Origin of the sequence: Streptomyces viridosporus T7A (assembly GCF_008704515.1) — a bacterium.
Classification (GTDB): Bacteria; Actinomycetota; Actinomycetes; order Streptomycetales; family Streptomycetaceae; genus Streptomyces; species Streptomyces viridosporus.
Genome location: NZ_CP023700.1, coordinates 5,884,071 through 5,904,994, shown reverse-complemented (window position 1 = coordinate 5,904,994; position 20,924 = coordinate 5,884,071). Strand labels below are relative to the sequence as shown.

The 20,924-nt window shown below is 72.3% G+C and carries 13 protein-coding genes; 2 read left to right on the top strand and 11 right to left on the bottom strand.

What is annotated here, in order from left to right:
• Window positions 1-47 precede the first annotated feature (47 nt).
• The 3 genes from CP969_RS27345 to CP969_RS27335 form a co-directional block, all read right to left on the bottom strand.
• Window positions 48-1,340, bottom strand: coding sequence for a M50 family metallopeptidase (locus CP969_RS27345; protein WP_004982774.1), 1,293 nt, complete (start codon window positions 1,338-1,340; stop codon window positions 48-50).
• An 8-nt stretch (window positions 1,341-1,348) separates the two neighbouring features.
• On the bottom strand, window positions 1,349-2,611 hold the full coding sequence (dxr, locus tag CP969_RS27340; protein ID WP_004982776.1) for a 1-deoxy-D-xylulose-5-phosphate reductoisomerase: 1,263 nt from the start codon (window positions 2,609-2,611) through the stop codon (window positions 1,349-1,351).
• Window positions 2,612-2,748: 137 nt separating this feature from the next.
• Window positions 2,749-4,698: an acyl-CoA dehydrogenase family protein gene (locus tag CP969_RS27335; protein WP_004982778.1), complete on the bottom strand. Its 1,950-nt coding sequence runs from the start codon at window positions 4,696-4,698 to the stop codon at window positions 2,749-2,751.
• A gap of 373 nt (window positions 4,699-5,071) precedes the next feature.
• On the opposite strand from CP969_RS27335, the gene CP969_RS27330 reads away from it, so the two are divergent.
• Both CP969_RS27330 and CP969_RS27325 read left to right on the top strand, forming a co-directional pair.
• Window positions 5,072-6,082 (top strand): LacI family DNA-binding transcriptional regulator, encoded by a 1,011-nt coding sequence (locus CP969_RS27330; RefSeq protein ID WP_016824451.1) that lies wholly within the window; start codon window positions 5,072-5,074, stop codon window positions 6,080-6,082.
• Window positions 6,083-6,251: 169 nt separating this feature from the next.
• Complete coding sequence (locus CP969_RS27325; protein ID WP_016824452.1) at window positions 6,252-8,297, top strand: glycoside hydrolase family 31 protein; 2,046 nt, start codon at window positions 6,252-6,254, stop codon at window positions 8,295-8,297.
• A 64-nt stretch (window positions 8,298-8,361) separates the two neighbouring features.
• Here the strand turns inward: CP969_RS27325 and CP969_RS27320 are convergent, their stop codons facing one another.
• From CP969_RS27320 to CP969_RS27285, 8 genes are all read right to left on the bottom strand, one after another.
• Window positions 8,362-9,240, bottom strand: coding sequence for a dioxygenase family protein (locus CP969_RS27320; RefSeq protein WP_016824453.1), 879 nt, complete (start codon window positions 9,238-9,240; stop codon window positions 8,362-8,364).
• A gap of 279 nt (window positions 9,241-9,519) precedes the next feature.
• Window positions 9,520-10,233 (bottom strand): glycoside hydrolase family 12 protein, encoded by a 714-nt coding sequence (locus CP969_RS27315; protein WP_004982789.1) that lies wholly within the window; start codon window positions 10,231-10,233, stop codon window positions 9,520-9,522.
• A gap of 35 nt (window positions 10,234-10,268) precedes the next feature.
• On the bottom strand, window positions 10,269-12,503 hold the full coding sequence (locus CP969_RS27310) for a glycosyl hydrolase family 95 catalytic domain-containing protein (RefSeq protein ID WP_016824454.1): 2,235 nt from the start codon (window positions 12,501-12,503) through the stop codon (window positions 10,269-10,271).
• Window positions 12,500-14,482: a beta-galactosidase gene (locus tag CP969_RS27305; RefSeq protein ID WP_016824455.1), complete on the bottom strand. Its 1,983-nt coding sequence runs from the start codon at window positions 14,480-14,482 to the stop codon at window positions 12,500-12,502. The genes CP969_RS27310 and CP969_RS27305 overlap by 4 nt, the downstream gene beginning before the upstream one ends.
• A complete protein-coding gene (locus CP969_RS27300; RefSeq protein ID WP_016824456.1) occupies window positions 14,482-16,695 on the bottom strand; it encodes a WD40/YVTN/BNR-like repeat-containing protein in 2,214 nt (737 codons plus the stop codon). Before CP969_RS27300 ends, CP969_RS27305 begins: the two co-directional genes overlap by 1 nt.
• Window positions 16,696-16,826: 131 nt before the next feature.
• Complete coding sequence (locus CP969_RS27295; RefSeq protein ID WP_004982796.1) at window positions 16,827-17,786, bottom strand: carbohydrate ABC transporter permease; 960 nt, start codon at window positions 17,784-17,786, stop codon at window positions 16,827-16,829.
• Entirely contained in the window at window positions 17,783-18,880 is a 1,098-nt protein-coding gene (locus tag CP969_RS27290; RefSeq protein WP_016824457.1) for an ABC transporter permease, read from the bottom strand. The genes CP969_RS27295 and CP969_RS27290 overlap by 4 nt, the downstream gene beginning before the upstream one ends.
• Before the next feature lie 26 nt (window positions 18,881-18,906).
• Window positions 18,907-20,595: an extracellular solute-binding protein gene (locus tag CP969_RS27285; RefSeq protein WP_016824458.1), complete on the bottom strand. Its 1,689-nt coding sequence runs from the start codon at window positions 20,593-20,595 to the stop codon at window positions 18,907-18,909.
• Window positions 20,596-20,924 lie beyond the last annotated feature (329 nt).

The window sequence follows — 20,924 nt, the reverse complement described above, 5'->3', positions numbered from 1 at the left end:
ACGAAAGGGTTCCAGGCCGTCGTGAACGACAGGTGTCGGGGGCGGGGCTAGGAGATCCGCACCGGGTTCACCACGTCCGCGATGAGGACGAGGAGGGTGAAGCAGACGAAGATCCCGGCCACCACGTAGGCCACCGGCATCAGTTTCGCCACGTCGAACGGTCCCGGGTCGGGGCGGCGCAGCACCTTGGCCAGGTTGCGGCGCAGCGACTCCCACAGGGCGCCCGCGATGTGCCCGCCGTCGAGCGGCAGCAGCGGGAGCATGTTGAACAAGAACAGGGAGAGGTTGAAGCCCGCGAGCAGCATCACGAACATGGCCATCTGCTGTGAGGCGGGGATCTCGAGGGTGGCGATCTCGCCGCCGACCCGGGCCGCGCCGACCACGCCCATCGGGGAGTCGGGTTCGCGCGGGCCGTCGCCGAAGGCGGCGTCCCACAGGGCGGGGATCTTGGACGGCAGGGCGGCGAGGGAGTCGACGGCGTCGCCGACCCGGTCGGTCATCCAGACCACGGAGTCGCCGAAGTCCTGTTTGACCACGCCGGTGGCCGCGCTGAAGCCGAGGAAGCCCGCTTTGACGTACTCGCCCTCGACGTAGGCCCCGTTGCCGTCCTTCTTGGCGACCAGGTTGGTGGCGATCTCCGCCCGGAGGGTCACCTCCCGGCCGTCGCGGTCGACGACGATCGGCACCTGCTTGCCCGCGCTGTCGCGGATGAGGTCGGAGAGGACGGCCCAGTCATCGGTCCTGACCCCGCCGAAGGCGACGATCCGGTCGCCCGCCTTCATGCCGGCCGCGGCGGCCGGGGACTGGGGGTCGGACTTCTTGCACGCGTCGCGGTTCTCGCTCTGTGAGATGACGCACGGCGAGACCGAGCTGACGGTGGTGGTCTGCTGCTGGATGCCGAAGCCCATGAGCACGGTGAGGAACAGCGCCACGGCGAGGATCAGGTTCATGAACGGGCCCGCGAACATGACGACGACCCGTTTCCACGGCTTGCGCGTGTAGAACAGGCGCTTCTCGTCGCCCGGCCGGAGCTCCTCGAACGCGGCGGAGCGGGCGTCCTCGATCATGCCGCGCCACGGCGAGGTGGAGCGGGCCTCCAGCCGGCCGTCGGGGCCGGGCGGGAACATGCCGATCATGCGGATGTATCCGCCGAGCGGGATCGCCTTGACGCCGTACTCGGTCTCGCCCTTGTGCCGCGACCACAGGGTCGGCCCGAAACCCACCATGTACTGGGGCACCCGGATGCCGAACATCTTGGCCGTGGACAGGTGCCCGAGCTCGTGCCAGGCGATGGAGAGCAGCAGGCCGACCGCGAAGACGACTATGCCGAGGATGAACATCAGGATCGTCATGCACGCGCCTCCGCGCTCGCCGTCCGGACTGTCAGTTCCCGGGCCCGTGCGCGGGCCCAGGTCTCCGCTTCGAGGACGTCCGACACGGTCAGCGAGGTTCCCGTTCCCGGGGTGCCGTGCTCCTCGACCACCCGTGTGACCGTCTCCATGATCCCGAGGTACGGCAGCGCTCCGGCGCGGAACGCCTCCACGCACTCCTCGTTGGCGGCATTGAACACCGCCGGGGCGGTGCCCGCGAGCTCGCCCACGTGCCGGGCGAGGTTCACCGAGGGGAACGCCTCGTTGTCCAGGGGGAAGAACTCCCAGGTGGACGCCTTGCTCCAGTCGAAGACCGGGGCGGCGTCGGGGACCCTCTCGGGCCAGCCGAGGCCGATGGCGATGGGCCCGCGCATGTCGGGGGGCGTCGCCTGGGCCAGTGTCGATCCGTCCGTGAACTCAACCATCGAGTGGACATACGACTGCGGGTGCACGACGACCTCAATGCGGTCGAAGGGAATGTCGTACAGCAGGTGCGCCTCGATGACCTCCAGCCCCTTGTTGACGAGGGTCGCGGAGTTGATCGTGATCACCGGGCCCATCGCCCAGGTGGGGTGGGCGAGGGCGTCCTCGACGGTGACGTGCGCCAGCTCCTCCTTGGTGCGGCCGCGGAAGGGGCCGCCGGAGGCGGTGACGACGAGCTTGCGCACATCGGCGCGGGTGCCGGCGGCCAGCGCCTGGAACAGCGCGGCGTGCTCGGAGTCGACCGGGATGATCTGCCCGGGCTTGGCCAGCGCCTTGACCAGCGGGCCGCCGACGATGAGCGACTCCTTGTTGGCGAGCGCGAGGGTGCGGCCCGCCTCCAGGGCGGCGAGGGTCGGCGCGAGCCCGATGGAGCCGGTGATGCCGTTGAGGACGGTGTGGCAGTCGGAGGCGGCGAGCTGCGTGGCCGCGTCCTTCCCGGCCAGGACCTCGGGCAGCGGCTCACCCGCGCCGTACTGCGCGGACAGCGCCTCGCGCAGGGCCGGTACGACGTCCTCGCGGGCGACGGCGACCGTACGCACCCGCAGCCGGCGGGCCTGTTCGGCGAGGAGGGCGACCCGGCCGCCGTTGGCGGACAGGCCGGTGACCCGGAAGCGGTCGGGGTTGCGCAGCACGAGGTCGATGGCCTGGGTGCCGATCGACCCGGTGGAGCCGAGGATCACCACGTCCTTCGGGCCGTCTCCCGCGACGGGGTCGTACACCAGGTGCGGGTCGGCGAGGGGGGCTGGAGCGTCGGTCATGGCCCCATTGTGTCGGGTTGCGGCCGCCGCCGGGGCCCCGCCCCGGCGGCACCGTTCCCGTGTCCGTGTCGTGCCCGCCGGACGGAGGGGCGCCGGGGAGGAGCCGGACCGGGCGGCGGCCCCTCCCCTCCTCCGGTTCAGCGGATCGGCCGGTGCGCGTTGTCCCGGGTGCTCGGACCCGGTGCGGCGTCCGCGATCCACGGGCCGTCGCCCGAGGGGTCGACGACGCCGTGCTCCAGCCACGTGTAGGTGCCGGAGAGCACACCCTTGACGACCTTGCGGTCGATGTCGTCGGTGTTGGTCCACAGCCGGTCGAAGAGTTCCTCGACCCGGATGCGGGCCTGGCGGCAGAAGGCGTCGGCGAGCTGGTAGGCCTCGCGGCCGTTCTCGCCGCGCCCGCGCAGGAGCTCGGCGCGGACGCAGGCGGCGCTCATCGCGAACAGTTCGGCGCCGATGTCGACGATCCGGCCCAGGAAGCCCTGCTTGGTCTCCATCCTCCCCTGCCAGCGGGACATGGCGTAGAAGGTGGAGCGGGCCAGCTTGCGGGAGGTGCGTTCGACGTAGCGCAGGTGCCCGGACAGGTCGACGCCGTGCTTGAACCCGCCGTAGGACCCGGGGAGCTGTCCGGGACCCGCGACCAGCCTGGGCAGCCACTTCGCGTAGAAGACGCCCGCGTTCGCGCCCGCCCTGGCCTTGTCGGGGAGCGACTTCTCGGGGTCGATCAGGTCGCCGGCGACCGACAGGTGGGCGTCGACGGCCTCCCGGGCGATCAGCAGGTGCATGATCTCGGTGGACCCCTCGAAGATGCGGTTGATGCGCAGGTCGCGCAGCATCTGCTCGGCGGGGACCGCCCGCTCGCCGCGCGCCCGGAGGGAGTCGGCGGTCTCGAAGCCGCGTCCGCCGCGGATCTGGACCAGCTCGTCGGCCATCAGCCAGGCCATCTCGGAGCCGTACAGCTTGGCCAGGGCGGCCTCGATGCGGATGTCGTTGCGGTCCTCGTCCGCCATCTGCGAGGACAGGTCGACGACGGCCTCCAGGGCGAAGGTGGTCGCCGCGATGAAGGCGATCTTGGAGCCGACCGCCTCGTGCAGCGCCACCGGCTTGCCCCACTGCTCCCGGGCCGCCGACCACTCACGGGCGATCTTCAGGCACCACTTGCCGGCGCCCACGCACATGGCGGGCAGGGAGAGCCGGCCGGTGTTGAGCGTGGTGAGGGCGATCTTCAGGCCCTGGCCCTCCTCGCCGATGCGGTGCGAGGCGGGGACGCGGACCCGGTGGAAGCGGGTGACGCCGTTCTCCAGGCCGCGCAGGCCCATGAAGGCGTTGCGGTTCTCCACGGTGATGCCCTCCGAGGCCGCCTCCACCACGAACGCGGTGATGCCGCCCCGGTGCCCCTCGGACTTCGGCACGCGCGCCATGACCACGAGGAGGTCGGCGACCACGCCGTTGGTCGTCCACAGCTTCACGCCGTCCAGGACGTAGTCGTCGCCCTCCGGGACGGCGGTGGTGGCGAGCCGTGCCGGGTCGGAGCCGACGTCCGGTTCGGTGAGCAGGAAGGCCGAGATGTCGGTGCGGGCGCAGCGCGGCAGGAACGTCTCCTTCTGCTCCTGCGTGCCGAAGAGCTTCAGCGGTTGCGGGACGCCGATCGACTGGTGGGCGGAGAGCAGGGCGCCGATCGCGGGGCTGGCGGAGCCGACCAGGGCGAGGGCCTTGTTGTAGTAGACCTGGGTGAGGCCCAGGCCGCCGTACTTGGTGTCGATCTTCATGCCGAAGGCGCCGAGCTCCTTGAGCCCGGTGACCACCTCGTCGGGGATGCGCGCCTCGCGTTCGATCAGCGCCCCGTCGATCTTCGTCTCGCAGAAGTCGCGGAGCTTGGCGAGGAACTCCTCGCCGCGCTGGGCGTGCTCGTCGGCCGGGAGGGGGTGGGGGTGGATCAGGTCGAGCCGGAAGCGGCCGAGGAACAGTTCCTTGGCGAAGCTGGGCTTGCGCCAGTCCTGCTCCCGGGCGGCCTCCGCGACCTGGCGGGCCTCACGTTCGGTGACGGTGGGTCGAGACGGAGACGGGGGTGTCTCGGGTGTTGCGGACATGAGGCTCACCTCGCCGCGAATCGGAATGGATGGTCCACACCCCCGGAGGGGATCTTTTCGCATGCTTCCGGGGGTTACGTTACTGACTGGTGCTACCCGATCGTATGTACCCGATTCGTAGCCGTCCCGCCACCCTTCGTGCGGCCGTTCGGCCGACACCGGCCCCGGAAGCCGGCCGGGCACCGGCCGGGCACCGCGCATGGGAACCTGGGGGCGCCACGAGGCCCGCTGCGACGGGGTCCCGAAGAAAGCTGTCGAAGCGCTTCGACATCCTCTGGACACCCACCTTCGCTAGGGATACTGTCGAACCACCCTCACCCGCCCTTGTACGCCCTGCGCACTGTCGAAGCGCTTCACACACTGGGAGAGCCGGATGGTCACCCTCGCCGAGGTCGCCCAGCACGCCGGAGTCTCGGCGAGCACGGTGAGCTATGTCCTCAGCGGCAAGCGGTCCATCTCCGTGACCACCCGGCAGCGGGTCGAGCGGAGCATCCGCGAACTCGGGTACCACCCGAACGCCGGGGCCCGCGCCCTGGCCAGCAGCAGGTCGAACATCATCGCGCTGATGGTCCCGCTGCGCACCGACATGTACGTGCCGGTGATGATGGAGATCGCCATCGCGGTGGCCACCACGGCCCGCACGCACGGCTACGACGTGCTGCTGCTCACCGGCGAGGAGGGCCCCGACGCGGTGCGCCGCGTCTCGGGCAGCGGGCTCGCCGACGGGATGATCCTGATGGACGTCGAACTCGACGACGAACGGCTGCCGTTGCTGCGGGAGACCGACCAGCCGGCGGTGCTGATCGGGCTGCCCGCCGACACCACCGGCCTGACCTGCGTCGACCTCGACTTCAAGGCCACCGGCGCGCTGTGCGTGGAACATCTGGCGACGCTGGGGCACCGGGACATCGCCGTCATCGGTGAGGCCCCCGCGGTGTACGAGCGGCACACCGGCTTCGCCGAGCGCACCCTCGACGGGCTCCGTTCCCGGGGACGGGAGCTGGGGCTGCGGCTGCTGCACCGGCCGTGCGGGGGCGGGTACGACGCGATGGCCGTGACGCTCTCCCGGATCCTGGACGAGCGCCCGGGCACCACCGGGTTCGTCGTGCAGAACGAGTCGGCGGTGGAGCCGTTGCTGGCCCTGCTGCGGCAGCAGGGGCGGGCCGTGCCCGAGGACGTCTCGGTGGTCGCGATCTGCCCCGAGCAGGTCGCCGTGCAGGCGTCGGTGCGGCTCACCTCCGTCGCCATCCCGGCGCAGGAGATGGGCCGGCACGCCGTGGAACAGCTGGTCGCCAAGTTCGACGGGCGGGGCGGTGACGAGGTCGTGCTGCTCGCCCCCGAGCTGACGGTCCGGGCGAGTTCCGGCCCCGCTCCTGCCCAGTAAGTCCCGGTAAGCCAGGTCCCTTCCTCTCCTCCTTCCCTTTTCGCTTCTCCCCCTTCCCTCCCTTCTTCGCTCTTCTTCGGCCTCAGCGCACTTCCCCCTCTTCGGTTTCAGCGAACGCTCGCCCCTCCCGGGGCACCTCCATGTCTGCACTCCTCCAGGAGCACGCCTCGTGACCCAGTCCGCCGAGACACAGCCCAAGGTCGGCCTCGCCCAGTCCTCCCCCACCGTCGGCACGTTCCGTGAGCGGGACGGTGCGCTGGAGTGGAGCGGCCGTCAGGAGACCGTACGGATCGAACCGTGGGGGCCGGACGCGGTCCGGGTGCGGGCCCGGCTCGGCGGCCCGGTGCTCCGGGACCTGCCCGGTGCCCTCCTGGACGAGGCGCCCGCCACCGAGTCCGCCGTGAAGATCGAGGACGGCCGGGGTCGGCTGACCGTCGGCGCGCTCACCGCCGAGGTCGACGCCGAGGGCATGGTCCGCTTCCTGCGCACCGCCGACGGGGGCGAACTGCTCGCCGAGGAGCGCGCCCACTTCTGGTGGCCCGGCCCGCGCCTGTACACGGCGGTCGGCAACGGCCACCACCGGCTGGAACAGCGGTTCGCCGCCCACGACGACGAGCGGCTGTACGGCCTGGGCCAGCACCAGCACGGCCGGCTGGACCAGAAGGGCCTGGTCGTCGACCTCGTGCAGCGCAACGCCGAGGTCTCCATCCCGGTGCTCACCTCCAGCCGCGGCTACACCCTGCTGTGGAACAACCCGGCGATCGGCCGTGTGGAACTGGCCCACAACGGCACCCGCTGGGTGGCGGACTCGGCCCGGCAGATCGACTACTGGATCACCGCGGGCACCCCGGCGGACGCCCAGCGCCGCTACAGCGCGGTGACCGGGCGGTCGCCGATGCTGCCCCGGTGGGCGGCCGGGTTCTGGCAGTGCAAGCTGCGCTACCGCACCCAGGACGAACTCCTCGCCGTGGCACGGGAGTACAGGCGCCGGGGGCTGCCGCTGGACGCGATCGTCTGCGACTTCTTCCACTGGACGCACCTCGGCGAGTGGAAGTTCGACCCGAAGGAGTGGCCCGACCCGGCGGCGATGGTGCGCGAGCTGGACGAGCTCGGCGTCAAGCTGGTGGTCTCCGTGTGGCCGTCGGTCTCCCCGCTGAGCGAGAACCACCCGGTGATGGACCAGCGCGGCTACTTTATCGGCACCCAGTACGGTCCGACGGCGCACGCCGACTGGCCGGACAAGGAGGTCGCCTCCACGGTCCAGGTCGCCTTCTACGACGCCACCAACCCCGAGGCCCGGGAGTTCGTGTGGTCGAGGATCAAGGAGAACTACCTCGACCCGTACGGGATCACGGCCTTCTGGCTGGACGCCTGCGAGCCGGAGCTGAAGCCGGGCTTCCCGGAGAACCTGCGCTACTGGGCGGGCCCGGGCCTGGAGGTCGGCAACCTGTACCCGGCCGAGAACTCCCGCGCCTTCCACGAGGGCCTCCGGGCCTCCGGCGAGGACGAGGTGATCACCCTCAACCGCTCGGCGTGGGCGGGCAGTCAGCGCTACGGGGCCGCCCTGTGGTCCGGGGACATCGGCACCGACTTCGCCACCCTGCGCCGCCAGATCGCGGCCGGCCTCAACACCTCGCTGTCCGGCATCCCGTGGTGGAACACCGACATCGGCGGCTTCCACGGCGGCGACCCGGACGACCCCGCCTACCGCGAGGTGATGATCCGCTGGTTCCAGTTCGGCGCGCTGTCCCCGCTGATGCGGCTGCACGGCTTCCGCGACCCGGGCATGCCCCTGGGCCCGGACATGACCGGCGGCCCGAACGAGGTGTGGTCGTACGGCGAGGAGGCGTACCCGATCCTCGAGAAGTACCTGCGGCTGCGCGAGCGGCTGAAGCCGTACGTCCTGGAGGTCATGCGGGAGGCGCACGAGGAGGGGCTGCCGGTGATGCGGCCGCTGTTCCTGGAGTTCCCCGACGACCAGGCGGCCTGGTCGGTGGACGACGCGTATCTGTTCGGCCGCGACCTGCTGGTCGCCCCGGTGCTGACGGCGGGCGCCACGGCCCGGACGACGCATCTCCCGGCGGGCGCGCGCTGGACGGACGCGTGGACGGGCGAGACCTACGAGGGCGGTGCGACCGTGACGGTCGCGGCGCCGCTGGACCGCATCCCGCTGTTCCTGCGGGACGGGGCGAACCTGCCGGTCCGGGAGGCGTAGCGCACTTCGGCCGAAGTTCCGTGCACCGCCACGGGACTTCGGCCGAAGCGACGCGGGACGGACGTCACTCGCGGCGCCACAGCGCGGGGACGAGGGGCGGCTCCCAGCCGGCCATGGAGGTGTGGGCCTGCAGACAGCGGTAGGCGGCGCCGCCGTGGGTGACCCGGTCGCCCGCCGCGTACGCGCGGCCGGGCGCCCAGCTGCCGCTCGGCGGGTCGGTCGGCGGATCGGTGGGCGGGTCGGTGGGCCGGCCGTCCACGTCGAGCACGAAGTCGAAGGTGCCCTCCCTGCCGCCGCCGGCACTGCGGACGTTCATCAGCAGCTCCGGGTCGAAGAGCGCGTCCGTGCTGTTGCGGGGCTCGCCGGGGAAGTACAGCTGGGTGGTGAGCACGGGCCTGCCGGGCGCCTGGGCCTTGACGTGGATGTGCCGGGTGCGGCCCGGGTAGAGGCCGGGCACGATCGTGCGCAGGGTGAAGGCGCCGGAGGAGTCGGTGAACTGGTGCCCGCGGAAGGTGTATCCGGCCATGTCGTAGGCGCCCGCGTGGTCGGCCTGCCAGAAGTCGAGCAGGACCCCCGCGAGCGGGACGCAGTTCCGGCCGAAGACGTGTCCGCTGACGGTGAGCCGGGTGCCGGGGGCGCCCGGTGCCACGAGGTCGGTGCGCAGCGGGGAGTTCGGCTTGAAGTAGGGGCCCTCCATCTGGGGAGGCGTGGGGTCGTCGCCGTCGTCGCAGAAGGGCGTCGGCTTCAGGGACCGCCCCTGGGTTTCGGCGTCCCGGGCGAGCGCCGCCGTGCCCGTGGCGAGCAGCGGGACGGCGGCCCCGGCGGCGACGGCCGCCCTGAGCAGGCTCTTGCGGCTGATCCGGCGGTCGGCGCCGGTTCCCGTACCGGTGCCGGACGCGTCGGGAGCGGACGCGCCGGGGGCGTCGGGGTCGGATGGGGTCATGGCGGGTTCCTCGATCTCCTCGGTGGGGGGCGGGAAGGACGGGACGTGCCTGACCCGGAGCGCGCCCGCGCTCGCGGGGCGGGCTGTTGTGGTCGCGCGGACGTGCTCCGGTGGTGATCACCGGAAAACGTAGTCGCGGTGGCGGCCGCGGGGGAGCTCCCGCTCCTGCCCCTGCACGGCGTTATGGGGGCACGCCGGTCCCCGGGAACGCCGGAGCCGCCCGGACCGGCGGCTCGGGGAGCCGCGCCGGCACGGGCGGCGAGGAGACGGTGCCGGTGCCTAACCGCCTGACACCGTCAGGCTGTTGGTGCGGAAGTCCAGCCCGCCGGCCGACGAGGTGATCTCGTACCCGAACTGGACGTCGCCGATGGTCTCGTTGCCCATCCAGCCCTTGGTGTCCTTGATCCACTTCAGGATCGGCAGGATGTTCACCGTGCCGGAGGTGGAGTCGGAGGTGCGCAGGAACGAGAAGACCTCGTTGTGCCCGTTGCTGCCCTTGTAGACGTTCCAGGTGTGGCCGCCGAGGGACACCGTGCCCTGGGCGGTGCCGAGCGGGCCCACGGCGCCGTTGTCGTTGACCCAGAGCATGATCTCGTAGTCGTAGTCCGTGTCCCAGATGTCGTACGAGGTGTTGTACGCGCCCGAGGACGGGACGGTGACGTTGTAGCTGCTGGTGAGCGAACCGATCGAGGCGATCGGCTTGTTGATCACCTTCTTGGCGTTCGGGTAGGACTTGATGCCGCCGGTGTCGGGGTGGTTCGCCCACACGCCCCAGTCGGTGCCGGAGTTGGCCCAGATGCACTGGCTGCCGGCGCCGGAGCCCCAGATGTTGTTGTAGAGCGTGTAGCCGTTCAGGCCGGTGTTGCCCCACTGGTCGCAGGAGTGCCAGACGGCGGCGTGGGCCGGGGCGGAGGCGAGGCCGACGGTGGCGCCGAGCGCGAGGGCGGGGGCCAGCAGGGCCTTGGTGACCCTGCTCAGGGTGCTTGGTGCCATGGTGTTCCTTCCATGGGTGGGGGGAATGGCGGGGATCACCGCGTCCTCAGCGTGAGGACGCGGTCTTCTCCGGCGACGAGGTCGAGGGGCTCGGCGCCGGCGGAAGTCCACAGGTCGATGCGGTGGGTGCGGTCCGGCCGCAGGACGGCGGTGGCGCCGGCCGGGGACCAGGTGAGGTCGAGTGCGGCACCGAAGCGGGTGCGCACCCCGCGCAGGGTGCCGCTCGGGTACGCCGGTGGCGGGGCGGGCAGCAGGACCAGCCGGTCGGGGGTGGACTGCACGAGCGCCTCGATCAGCACGGCGGGCAGGGTGTGGGCGGCGTCGGCGTTGTAGACGTGCCGGTGCGGGTAGTGCGCGCTCATCAGGGAGACGTGGAAGAAGTCGCCCTCCAGCACCCGGGCGAGCGCGTGGGCGACCCGCTCGCCGTCCCGCAGCCGCGCCGCGATCAGGGCGTGGTGCAGGTGGCCGTGCGCGGAGTCGTTCTCGGTGCCGCGCAGTTCGAGGGCGCGGTGGGCGGCCGCCGCGAGGTCCGGGGTGTCGTAGGGGGTGATCTCCTCCAGGGGCCAGACGCCGTAGAGGTGGCTGAGGTGGCGGTGGTCGTAGGAGTCCTCCAGGCCCGGCCAGGCCCATTCGGCGAGCGCGCCGTCGGCGTTGGTCCGGTGCGGCGGGAGCCGGTCGGCGAGTGCCCGCCAACCAGCGGCGCGCTCCGGGTGGTACGTCGCCGCGGTCAGCAGGGCGTGCCGGGCCGCGGAGAGGTCCATGGCCGCGTTGACCGTGCCCCAGCTCGCGTTCGCGGGCCGGTTCTCGGGCGAGTAGGAGGGGACGACGACCAGTCGGCCCCCGGAGTCGGTGCGGGTGAGGAAGTCCTCGTAGAACAGGGCGACTTCGGCGAGCGCGGCGGCGGTGCGCGGGTCCCGCTCGCCGCGGGTCTCGTCGTGGTCGACGAGGGGCTTGAGGAGCCAGTCGGCGCCGGCGGTCCACAGGTGGAGGGGGTACTCGCGGCTGAAGTGGTACGCGTGCCCGGACTCGCCGTCGGTGTGCGCGGGCGCGACCGCGCCCCGCGTGCCGAAGACCGCGCGGGCGTTGTCCCGCCAGTCGGGCAGCTGGCGGTGGACGAGCGACGCCAGCGCCTCGGTGACCTCGGGGAGGGCCGCGGCCGCGGCGGAGGCGGTCTGGAGGTTGAGGTTGGCGTCGGTGGTGAAGGCGCCGGACCAGGCGGTGTCCCAGTCGCCGGTCCACAGGCCGGTGAGGCGGGGCGGGAGCAGGCCGCCGGCGGACAGCAGGTGGTAGCGGCCGGCCGCGAAGAGCCGTTCCAGCAGGGCGGCGCTGTGCGGCCGGGTCAGCAGCGCGGACCCCGGCAGGGCGCGTTCGGCCGGGTCGGCGGCGAGGTCGAGGGTGACGCGTTCGTAGGCGGTGCGGTGGTGCGGCAGATGGCGGGCCAGGAGGTCGTCGTACGCGTCCCGCCCCTCGTCGAGCAGGTCCCGCAGGGCGCGGCCCTCGGCCGCCACGTCCGCCTCCCCGGTGTGCCGCCGCACCCGGGTGAGCAGCAGCACGGACCGCGCGCCCTCGACCCGGGCCCCCGGCGGGGTGAGCTTCGTCGTGCCGCCGGTGACGGCGACCAGGGTGACGCCGGTGTACGCGAGGTCGCTGCCCGGGTAGCGGACGCGCAGGCTCAGCAGGGCGCCCTCGGGGGTGAGGACGGCGCCGTGGCCGATGCCCAGCGCGGCGGGGGCGCCGGGCAGGCGGTGGTCCAGGGACACGTCGAGGGCGGGTGCGGGGGCGGTGACGTGCTGGACGATCACGTCGTCGGCGCGGGAGACGAAGACGCGGCTGGTCCGACCGGCGCGGGTCGCCTCCGTGACGCCGGTGGCGAAGTCGACCGCGCGGCGGTACCGGTCCGGACCGCCCCGGTCGCCGTCCGGGGCGTCCCGCTCGCCGTCCTGGCCGCGCAGACGTACCTGGAAGGCCGGGTGGAAGGGCTGCACCCACTGGAGGGGGCGGCCGTCGGTGAAGTCCTCCGCGGCGGCCGGGTCGCCGGAGAGCAGACGGTCCTGGAGCCCGGGAAGTCCGTCGGCCAGGCGGGGCGGCAGGCGGTGCTCGCCGCTCCCCCCGTTCGGCCGGACGAGGGTGTGGTGCGTGACGACGACCCGGTCGTCGTCCGGATCGCCGAACACCAGGGCGCCGTGGTGGCCGTTGCCGCTCAGGAAGCCGTCCTCCCAGCGGGCGGCCGGGCGCGGCTCCCAGGTTCCGTGGACGGGGGTGGCGCTCATGGTCCCAGCACCGCCGCTCCGTAGCGGCCGAGGGTGAGCCGGTCGGTCACGGTCGTCCGGGTCAGCAGGTCGCGGTGGGTGCCGGGCACCTCGACGGTGACCGGCTCGCGGCCGTGGTTGAGCAGGAACAGCACCTCACCGCGGCGCACCGCCTCGATCCGGTCCGGGAGGTCGTCGAGCACCGGCCGGACGCCGGCCTCCCCCGCGACGCGGGTCAGCAGCGCGCGCAGCGCCTCCGGCTCCGGCAGCGTCGAGACGTACCAGGCGCGGCCCTTGCGCAGGACGGCGGGCAGTCCGTCGAGTTCCCCGCCCCGGTAGGGGACCGTCTCGTCGGCGGTGCCGTCGGCCTCCAGCTCCTCCGACCACAGGGTGCCGCGGAAGCCTTCGCACGCGGTGGTCTCCCCGGGGTCCAGCGGCCACCACTCGTGCAGGGTGCGGATGCCGAAGAGCGCGCGCAGCCGGGCGTCCATGCCGCCGGGCCGCACCCGGTCGTCCTCGTCGGCCACGCCGGTCAGGAAGCCGCAGACGAGGGTGCCGCCGCCGCGCACGTACGCCAGGAGGTTGTCGACGGCCGCGTCGGTGAGGAGGTAGAGCTGCGGCACGACGACCAGCCGGTAGGCGGACAGGTCGTGCGTGGGACGGGCGAAGTCGGTGGTGAGGTGCGCCTGCCACAGCGCCCGGTGCCAGGCGCCCAGGACCCGCGGGTAGTCGACCTCGCGCGACGGCCGGGCCTCCTGGTCCCCGGCCCACCAGGAGTGCCAGTCGTGCAGCACGGCGACGTCGGCGGCGACCGGGGCACCGCCGACGTGCGGGGCGATCCGCGCCAGGTCCGCGCCGAGCCGCTTGACCTCCCGGTACGCGCGCCCCTCCTCCCCCGCGTGGCCGACCATCCCGGAGTGGAACTTCTCCGCGCCCTGCCGGGACTGGCGCCACTGGAAGTAGCAGACGGCGTCCGCGCCGCGGGCCACCGCCTGCAGGGACCACAGGCGGTTGAGGCCGCGCGGCTTGGGGTGGTTCACCCCGCGCCAGTTGACCGCTCCGGCCGCCTGCTCCATCAGCATCCAGGGGCCGCGCGCCTGGGACCGGGTCATGTCCTGCACCAGCGCGCCGCTCTGGGCGCCGAGGGGGTCGCGGGGGTCGGGGTAGAGGTCGACGGAGACGACGTCCTCCTCCTCGGCCCAGCGCCAGGCGTCCTGCCCCGCCCACAGCGGCATGAAGTTGGTGGTGACCGGGACGTGCGGGGTGTGCCGGCGGACGATGTCGCGTTCGGCGGTGTAGCACTCCAGGAGCATGTCGGAGGTGAAGCGCTTGAAGTCCAGCACCTGGGTGGGGTTCTTCAGGTAGTGCGCGCGGCGGGGCGGCAGCACCTCGGCCCAGTCGCCGTAGCCCTGGCTCCAGAAGGCGGTGCCCCAGGCGGTGTTGAGGGCGTCGAGGGTGCCGTAGCGGCGGCGCAGCCAGGTGCGGAAGCGGGCGGCGGCCTCGTCGCCCCAGTCGTAGGTGCAGTACTCGTTGTTGATGTGCCACAGGGTGAGGGCCGGGTGGTTCGCGTAGCGGGCGGCCAGGTCCTCGGTGAGGGCGGCGGCGTGGCGGCGGTAGGTGGCGCTGGAGTGCGAGAAGTGCTGGCGGCCGCCCCACCACTCGGTGCGGCCGTCCTCGTCGCGGGGCAGGGTGTCCGGGTGGAGGTGTCCCAGCCAGGGCGGCGGCGAGGCGGTCGGGGTGGCGAGGACGACGCCGACGCCGGCCCCGTGCATCAGGTCCATCAGCCGGTCCAGCCAGCCGAAGTCCCTCTCTCCCGGGCGGGGTTCGAGTTTCGACCAGGAGAAGACGCCGAGGGTGACGGAGTTGACGCCGGCCTCCTTCATCAGGCGGACGTCCTCGTGCCAGGTCTCCTCGGGCCACTGCTCCGGGTTGTGGTCGCCGCCGTAGAGGATGCGGCCGCGGGTGACGTCGGCGAGCGTGGGTCCTTCGCGGCGGGGCATCAGACGGGCTCCCCGTACTGGATGCCGCGCCCGTTGGTGGCGAGGTAGACCCGGCCGTACACGCGGGGGTCGCCGGTGATCGTCTCGCCGGTCCAGCCCCACTGGTGGGCGTCGTCGTTGATCCGCACCCAGGTCCTCGCCCCGTCGTCGGAGCGGTACACGGCGGTGCTCGTCCCCGTCGAGCCGACCTGGTAGATCGCGGGGTACGCGGCCCCGCCGGCGGCCTTGCCGAAGCCGAGGGTGTGGGAGGTCCGGCAGCTCTCCACCCGGGTGAAGCCCGCGCCGCCGTCGGTCGACCGGTACAGCCCGTTCTCCTTGGCGCTCAGCCACAGGTCGCCGGACCGGCCGGGTGCCGCGACCAGCTTGAACTGGTGGTCGCCGGACGGCAGTCCGCCCGCCCGCGCGGTGAAGGCGCGCCCGCCGTCGGTGCTGGCGAAGAGCGTGCCGGTGCCGGTGTCGTAGGCGTAGAAGCGCGCCGGGTCGACGGGGTCGGCGACCGGGACGGCGCCCTCGGGGAAGGTGGGGACCTCGGACCAGGTGGCGCCGTCGTCCGCCGAGCGGTGGGCCGCGTACCCGGTGCCGTCCCCGTGCACGAAGGACCACAGCAGCACGGTGCCGTCGGCGTTGACGGCGATCGGTCCCGGGGCGTCCTCGGCGGGCACCGGCTGGGAGGCGAAGGGCGCCCAGGTCCGGCCGCCGTCGTGCGAGTGGGCGCCGTTGCCGTGGTCGCCCCAGCCGGTGCGGACGACGTGGGAGGGGCGGGCGGCGGCCTGCGCGAGTCCGGTCGCCGTGCCGAAGACCGGGTTCGTCGCCATGCCGCGCGAGGGGGAGGCGGTGAGCCGGTCGTGGTACATCACGCCGATGTCCCCGAGGCCGCTGATCAGGTGCGCCTGTCCGGTCGGGGGCGAGATCAGCTGGCGCACGGACGCCTCCTCCAGGCCGCGGATCCACGGGGCCCAGTGCTTGAGGTCGCGGGTGCCGTAGAGGGTGGCGCCGGTGCCGTGCACGAGGTGCGCGGAGTCGTACGGGTCGAGGGCGAGGGCCTGGATCCACCAGCCGAACTTGGGTTCCTCTCCGCCCCACTTCAGGTACGGCGTCTCGGAGACGTCCAGGACGGCGGAGTCCTTCAGGGACCGCCAGCTGCGGCCGCCGTCGGTGGACCGGTAGAGCGTGTCGACCGCCGCCCAGCGGTTGTTGGTGGAGACGACGACGGTGCCGGGGCGCCGCGCGTCCACGGCGACCCCGCCGTAGCCGAAGGTGTCGGCGGCGCCGCCGTCCCCCGTGCCCCCCGGTTTCACCGGGGTGACCTCTCTCCAGGTGCCGTCGCCGGTGCGCAGCCTGTGCACGCTGCCGTCGGACTGCCCGTTGGGGCCGGGGGCGTCGGCGTACGTCACGTACAGCTCGCGGGTGTGCCGGTCGTAGGCGGCCCGGATCGGCACCCGGGCGGCGGTGCCGGACGGCTGCCCGGGGACCGCCTCCCAGGTGGTGCCGTCGAGCGTGCGGAACAGGCGGGCGGAGCCGCCGTCCGCGTCGCCCCACCCGGCGTAGACGGCGCGCCCGGCGGCGACGAGGAGGGTGACGCCCTGGCCGGTGGCGGACGGGGCGGCCGGGAAGCCGCGCACCGGCGCCCAGGTGGCGCCCCGGTCGGCCGACCTGAGCAGGCCGTCGTGCCGGGTGCCCAGCCACAGGACGTCGCTGTCGCGCGGGTCCACCAGCAGCCGCTCGCCGGTGCCCCGCCCGTCCTCGTTGGCGCCGAGCTTCACGGCGAGGTCGGTCCGCCGCCAGGTGGCGCCGCGGTCCTCGGAGCGCAGCACGGCGCCGTTGCCGGCCCAGGGCTGGGCGTAGGTGCCGAGGGCGAGGTAGAGCCGGTCGGGGTGGGCGGGGTCGACCGCCATCGCCTCGACGCCGAGCAGGTTCCAGTCGTCCCAGCCGATGTGGTCCAGCAGCGGGATCCAGCGGCCGGTCCGATCGTCCCAGCGGTAGGCGCCGCCGATGTCGGTGCGGGCGTAGGCGAGCCCGCGCGCGGACGGGTGGAACAGCACGCCGGTGACGAACCCGGTGCCGCCGATGACGACATTGCGCCAGCGGTAGGCGCGGGCGGCCACGGGCTCGGCGGCCTCGGCGCGCCCGCCGGGGAGACAGGCACCGGCGACGGCGGCGGTGGCCGCGGCACCGGCGAGAACGGCACGTCGGCTCAGAGGGAACGCATGCATGACAGAACCTCGTCTACGGGTGGGTGGGGGGATCTCGGGGGCGGGGCCGTGCCGGTGTGCGGCTTTTGTCGTGGGGGCGACCGGCCGCGACGGGGCCGCGGCCGGCGCGCCGCGCACGCCCCGTTCGGGCGTCAGCCCTTCACCGCCCCCGTGAGCATCCCCTTCTTGAAGTGCTTCTGGACGAACGGCGACAGCACCGCGACCGGCAGCAGCGCCAGCACCATCACGGCCATCTGGATCGCCAGCGGCGACAGCTGTCCCGTGTTGATCTGGGCGGACAGTCCCACCGGCCGTTCCTGCTTCTGCACCAGCTGGATCATCACGTTCTGCAGCGGCATCATGTCCTGGTCGGTCAGGTAGATCGACGCGTTGAACCAGGCGCTCCAGTAGCCCACCGCGTAGAACAGCGCGATCACCGCGACGACCGCCCGGGACAGCGGCAGCACGATCCGGAACAGGATCCGCCAGTCGCCGGCCCCGTCGATGCGGGCGCTGTCGATGAGCTCCTGCGAGATGTTCATGAAGAACGAGCGCAGCACCAGGATGTTGAAGACGCTCACCGCGCTGGGCAGGATCAGCGCCAGATAGGTGTCCGTGAGGCCGAGGGCCTGGACCAGCAGGTAGGTCGGGATCAGACCGGCGCCGAAGAACATCGTGGCGAGCAGGGTCATCAGGATCCAGCGGTGGCCGAGCGAGCCGCTGCGCGAGAGGCCGTACGCGCACAGCACGGACACGGTCATGCTGAACAGCGTGCCGACGACGGTGACGCCGATGCTGACCAGGGTGGCGCGCTGCACCTGGCCGCCGGTGAGGAGTTCCTGGTAGGCGAGGAAGGTGACGCCCTTGGGGATCACCACCAGGCCGCCGGCCTCGTCGATGGTCCTCTTCGTCTGGAGGCTGGTGACGACCACGATCCACAGCGGGAAGAGGATCGCCAGGCAGGCCAGGCCCAGGGCGAGGCCCTTGCCCGCCTGTCCGGCCCCGGACGGCTTCTCCTCCCAGACGGGACGGGGCGGCGCGGCCCAGGGGCTCGGCCTCTTCGCCTTCTTCGCCGGCTGCTCACCGGCCGGTGTGCCGAGGACGGCGGTCACTTCTTGTACACCCCCTGCTCGCCCATGAGGTGGGCCACCTTGTTGGCCGTGAGCACCAGGGCCAGCCCGACCACGCCCTTGATCAGGCCCGCGGCGGCGGCGTAGCTGAAGTCCTGGTTGCGGATGCCGTTCCACCACACGTAGGTGTCGAGGACCTCGGAGGCGGCGACACCCACCGCTTGTCGTTGCAGCAGCAGTTGTTCGAAGCCGACGGTGAGGGCGTCGCCGACGCGCAGCACCAGCAGCAGGGCGATCACCGGGCGCAGGGCGGGCAGGGTGATGTGCCACATGCGCCGCCGGCGTCCGGCGCCGTCCATGGCGGCGGCCTCGTACAGGTCGTCGGAGACGGAGGAGAGCGCGGCGAGGAAGACGATGATGCCCCAGCCGGCGTCCTTCCAGACGGTCTCGGCCGTCACCAGGTACTTGAAGACCTCCGGGTCGGTCATCAGGTCGAAACCCTCGTAGCCGTGCCGGCGGAGGGTCTGCGCGATGATGCCCGCGCCGCCGAAGATCTGCATGAAGACGGTGACGACGAGGACCCAGGAGAAGAAGTGCGGGAGGTACATGATCGCCTGGGCGACCGCCCGCACCCGGGGCCTGACCACGCTGTTGATGAGCAGCGCGAGCAGGATCGGGATCGGGAAGTAGAGCACCAGTTGGAGGAAGAACAGGACGAAGGTGTTCCGCACCGCGTGCCAGAAGGCCGAGTCCGCGAAGATCCGCTCGAACTGCTCGAAGCCGATCCAGGGGCTCTCGAAGATGGCGACGAAGCCGTTCTCGCTGAGGTACGGGTCGTAGTCCTGGAAGGCGACCACATTGCCGAGGATCGGTATGTAGTTGAACACCAGGACCAGCAGCAGGGTCGGCACCGTCATGAGGACGAGGGTGCGGTCACGCCGGAACCTGAGCCTCAGGCCCAGCTTGCCCGGGGCCGGCCCGGACGCCCTCCCGGACTTCTTCCCGGACCTTCCGGGCCTCCGGCCGGGCTTCTTCCCGCCCCGGCCCCGGGGCCCGGCGGCGTCACCGGACCCCTCGGGGGCCTGCTCGGCGGTCTGCGCCCCGGTCGTGTTCCGGGGCACCGTGCTGTGGGACACGGCCTTCTCCTCGCGTCAGCTCCGGGTCACTTCGCCGCGCCGTTGTCGTCGAGCAGCTTCCGGTACCAGTCGCGCAGTCCGTCGCCGCCCCTGCTCCTCCAGTCGGACACGGCCTGCTGCACGTCGCTGATCTTCTTGCGGCCGCGCACCACGTCGTCCTCGAGCTGCTCGAAGTCGTCGGCGAGGTTGGACCAGCGGTTGGGCTCGGTGACGGTCAGTCCGAAGAAGGACGACTTCTTGGTGAAGGCGCCCATGCGCTGCTGCCACTCGACCATGCCCCGGGTGATGTCGGGCAGGTCCGGGTAGGCGATGTACGGGGCGGGGTTGCCGGTGTAGTCGTAGGCGCCGTTGACCTCGTTGACGCCCTGCTGCGTCTTGGTCGGCAGACCGTCCTCGATCTCGTAGTCGGTGCCCTCGACGCCGTAGGCGGTGAGCATGAACTCCTTGGTGCCGTAGGGCGCGGCGCAGAAGTTGCACAGGGCGAGGAAGTCCTCGACCTGCCGCTTCGACGCCTTCTTGGAGACGAAGGTGAAGATGTTGGCCGGCTGGACCGCCCAGAGCGTCGGGTCGCCCCCGTCGGGGCCGAAGACGTCGAACGCCGCCATCTCGAAGTCCGGGTTCTGGGTGCGCTGTTCGGCGGTCTTGCCCCACCAGTCGGAGATGTTCTGGTTGTAGACCAGCACCTCCCCGGCGGTGAAGCGGTTGCCCGCGTCGCCGCCCGCCTTGCCCTGGACCGCGTCCGGGTGGACCACCTCGGCGGCGTAGAGCTTGCGCGTCCACTCCAGGGCCTCGAGGTACTGCTCGGTCTCGATGCGGTTGACGAGCCGGTCGCCCTCGAGGTTCCACCACAGCGCCTTGTCGCTGCCCGACAGGACGCCGAAGATGTTGAACGCCGTCCACTTCATGTCGTCGCAGGCCCAGCGCTTGCCCTTGGCGTCGGTGGCCTCCTTCGCCCAGGACAGGAACGCGTCGGGGCTCCCCGGGACGCTGTAGCCCTCCTCGGCGAACAGGTCCTTGCGGTAGAGGGGCGCGATGTCCGTGACGTACGGGCCGGGCATCGGGACCGCGCGGAGCTGCCCGCCGAAGATGCCGCGCCGCCAGGCCTCGGTGGGGACGGCGGCGAGGTTGGGGTACTTCTTGACCTTGTCGCCGGACAGGTGGGGGCCGAGGTCGGCGAACTTGGCGTTGACGGCGCTGGGGATGCGGCCCATCAGGTTCCAGCCGGGCACGACCACGACGTCGGGGATGTCGCTGGAGGCGAGGACCGCGCCGAGCTTCTGGTCGTAGGTGACGCCGTCCTGGTTCTGCCAGGTGACCTCGACGCCGACGGCCTCGTTCATCGCCGTGTAGTACGGGTTGTCGCCCTTGGGCGGGGTGCCCCAGAACGGGGACATGATCTTCAGCCTGCCGCCGCTGCCCAGCTTCTCGGGCACCGAGGTCTTCAGCTCGGCGGCCGGGATGGCCCGGGTGAAGCCGGCCGCCGAGCCGTTCTTCGCCGGGATGTCCGGGGTGACGACGCTCGACGCCACGAAGGCCGGGAGGAGCTTCTCGGCCTCCTTTTCGGAGGTGGCGCCCTCCTTGCGGCCCTCCTGCCCGCCCCCGCAGGCGGTGAGCAGCGGCATCCCTGCGGCCACCGCTGCGGTGGCGACCGCCGTGGAGGCGAGGAAGCTTCTCCGGCTGGGTCCGGAGGAATGGGGGGCGGCGTTCGGCGTCATTGCGTCAACCCTTCATGGCGCACCAGGACACCCGGCGGTGGCCGTCGGCTGCGGTGTCTTCAGTGGAACTGGCTGAGCCGAAGCGGCCGTTCGGCTCAGGATGCGCCGAACGGCGGGCCTCTCAGTCGAAGCGCTTCGATGTTGCTGCGAGGTTAAGTGAACACCTCAGGGCGCACAAGGGTCACTCCCAAGATTCCTCGGAGGTCCGCACGAGTGCGGGAGCACCTTGCACTGCACGGGTCGGACCGGAGTCACCGGATCTGTCGCACTCCGGTCCCTTGACACCCGACTCCGCTCCGCATGAGCATCGAAGCGCTTCGAAAGCGCCT